The 1,268-nt window shown below is 55.2% G+C and carries 1 protein-coding gene; it reads left to right on the top strand.

Going from position 1 to position 1,268, the window contains the following annotated elements; all coding sequences use genetic code 11:
• Positions 1–280 precede the first annotated feature (280 nt).
• The coding region (locus tag ACXVWB_RS11200) for a hypothetical protein (protein WP_458485390.1) at positions 281–1,268 on the top strand (988 nt) is incomplete at its 3' end.

The raw sequence follows: 1,268 nt of genomic DNA, 5'->3' as shown, positions 1-1,268 counted from the left end.
GGAGTTCATGGGGGATGACGAGTTGGCTTTGCTCGCCAACCGGTTCTCGCGGTTCCACAACAACCGCATGAACCGTCGCCGCGGAGGAGGACGCTCTGGATGTTTCGAGTGCGGCGACCCCGACCACTTCATCGCCAACTGTCCCAAGAAGAACAAGTAGGCATTTGGGAAGGGCGATCATGGGCACAAGTACGACTCCGGCAAGCGCAAGGAGAAGTACGTCCCCGCGAGGCACAAGCGGAGGGGCGGCTTCGACAAGGAGTACATCAAGAAGAAGTACTTGGAGAAGGCCCAGGCTGAGCAGCGTGCGTTCTTCGCCACGCTCAGCGACGTCGACGGCTCGGATGACGACTCCGCTTGCTCAAGCGATGACGAGTCCGAGAAGAAGAAGAGGATCGAGGACAAGCTGAACGGCCTCTGCTTCTTCGCCGACGACGAGGGCTTCTGCACCATGGCCCTCGGCAAGGAGGTCGACGGTGAGCTGGAGGACACTCCTCGGAACGACGACGACGACGACGACACCTCCCAGGTATCTCAGACCCCCGATGAGCTTTCTGCTGAGGTCGAGAAACTTACTGCCGCTCTCCTTAGTCAAGATAAGTTGCTTAGGCGTGCCGCTAGAGAGCGCAAGGAGTTTAGGCAGAAGTGGGAGGATACGGTGAAGGAACTTGAGTCTGTCAAGTCCACCGTTGTTGTGACTGAGGAGGATGAGTGTGAGATGTGCACCACGCACATGACTGACCTTCTCACTTTGAGAGGTAAGTATGCTGCGTTGGTAGGAGAGGTGGATGAGCTGAAGGCTAGACCCTCGCTGTTGGGTGCGTGCAAGTCTTGTGCTGGCTTGCAATCCGAGTTGGCAGAGAAGAATGCCAAGATTGTGTCTCTTGAGAAGGCCAGCTCGGATAGCACTTGTGTGTCTAGATGCACTTTGTGTGAGGGTTTGGAGATGGAGATAGCCAATGTGAAGCATGACAAGATGCAAACCGAGGAAGAAAACACATACCTTCGGACCATCTTGTCATGGGTCTCCTGTAGTGAGCCGCAGCTCGGGATGATGATCTCCCAATTCAAGCGAGCTGTTGGTGCCCCTGGTGTAGGTTTTGCTCAGAGTGTTGATCTCTCAGGTTTTGGGAAGATTGGAGAGTCTAGTGGTCTGAACCCATGTGAGAAGCCCAATTCCACCACTACTCCCAAACTTGCCAAGCTTCCACTCAAAGAGCCAGCCAAGCCTATCACCCAAGATGGTGTGGTTGAGGAAACCCCGAGAG

Source organism: Haemophilus sp. SZY H53, assembly GCF_054332375.1.
Note: the sequence above shows the minus strand (reverse complement) of the source record. Positions and strands in the feature narration are given on the sequence as shown.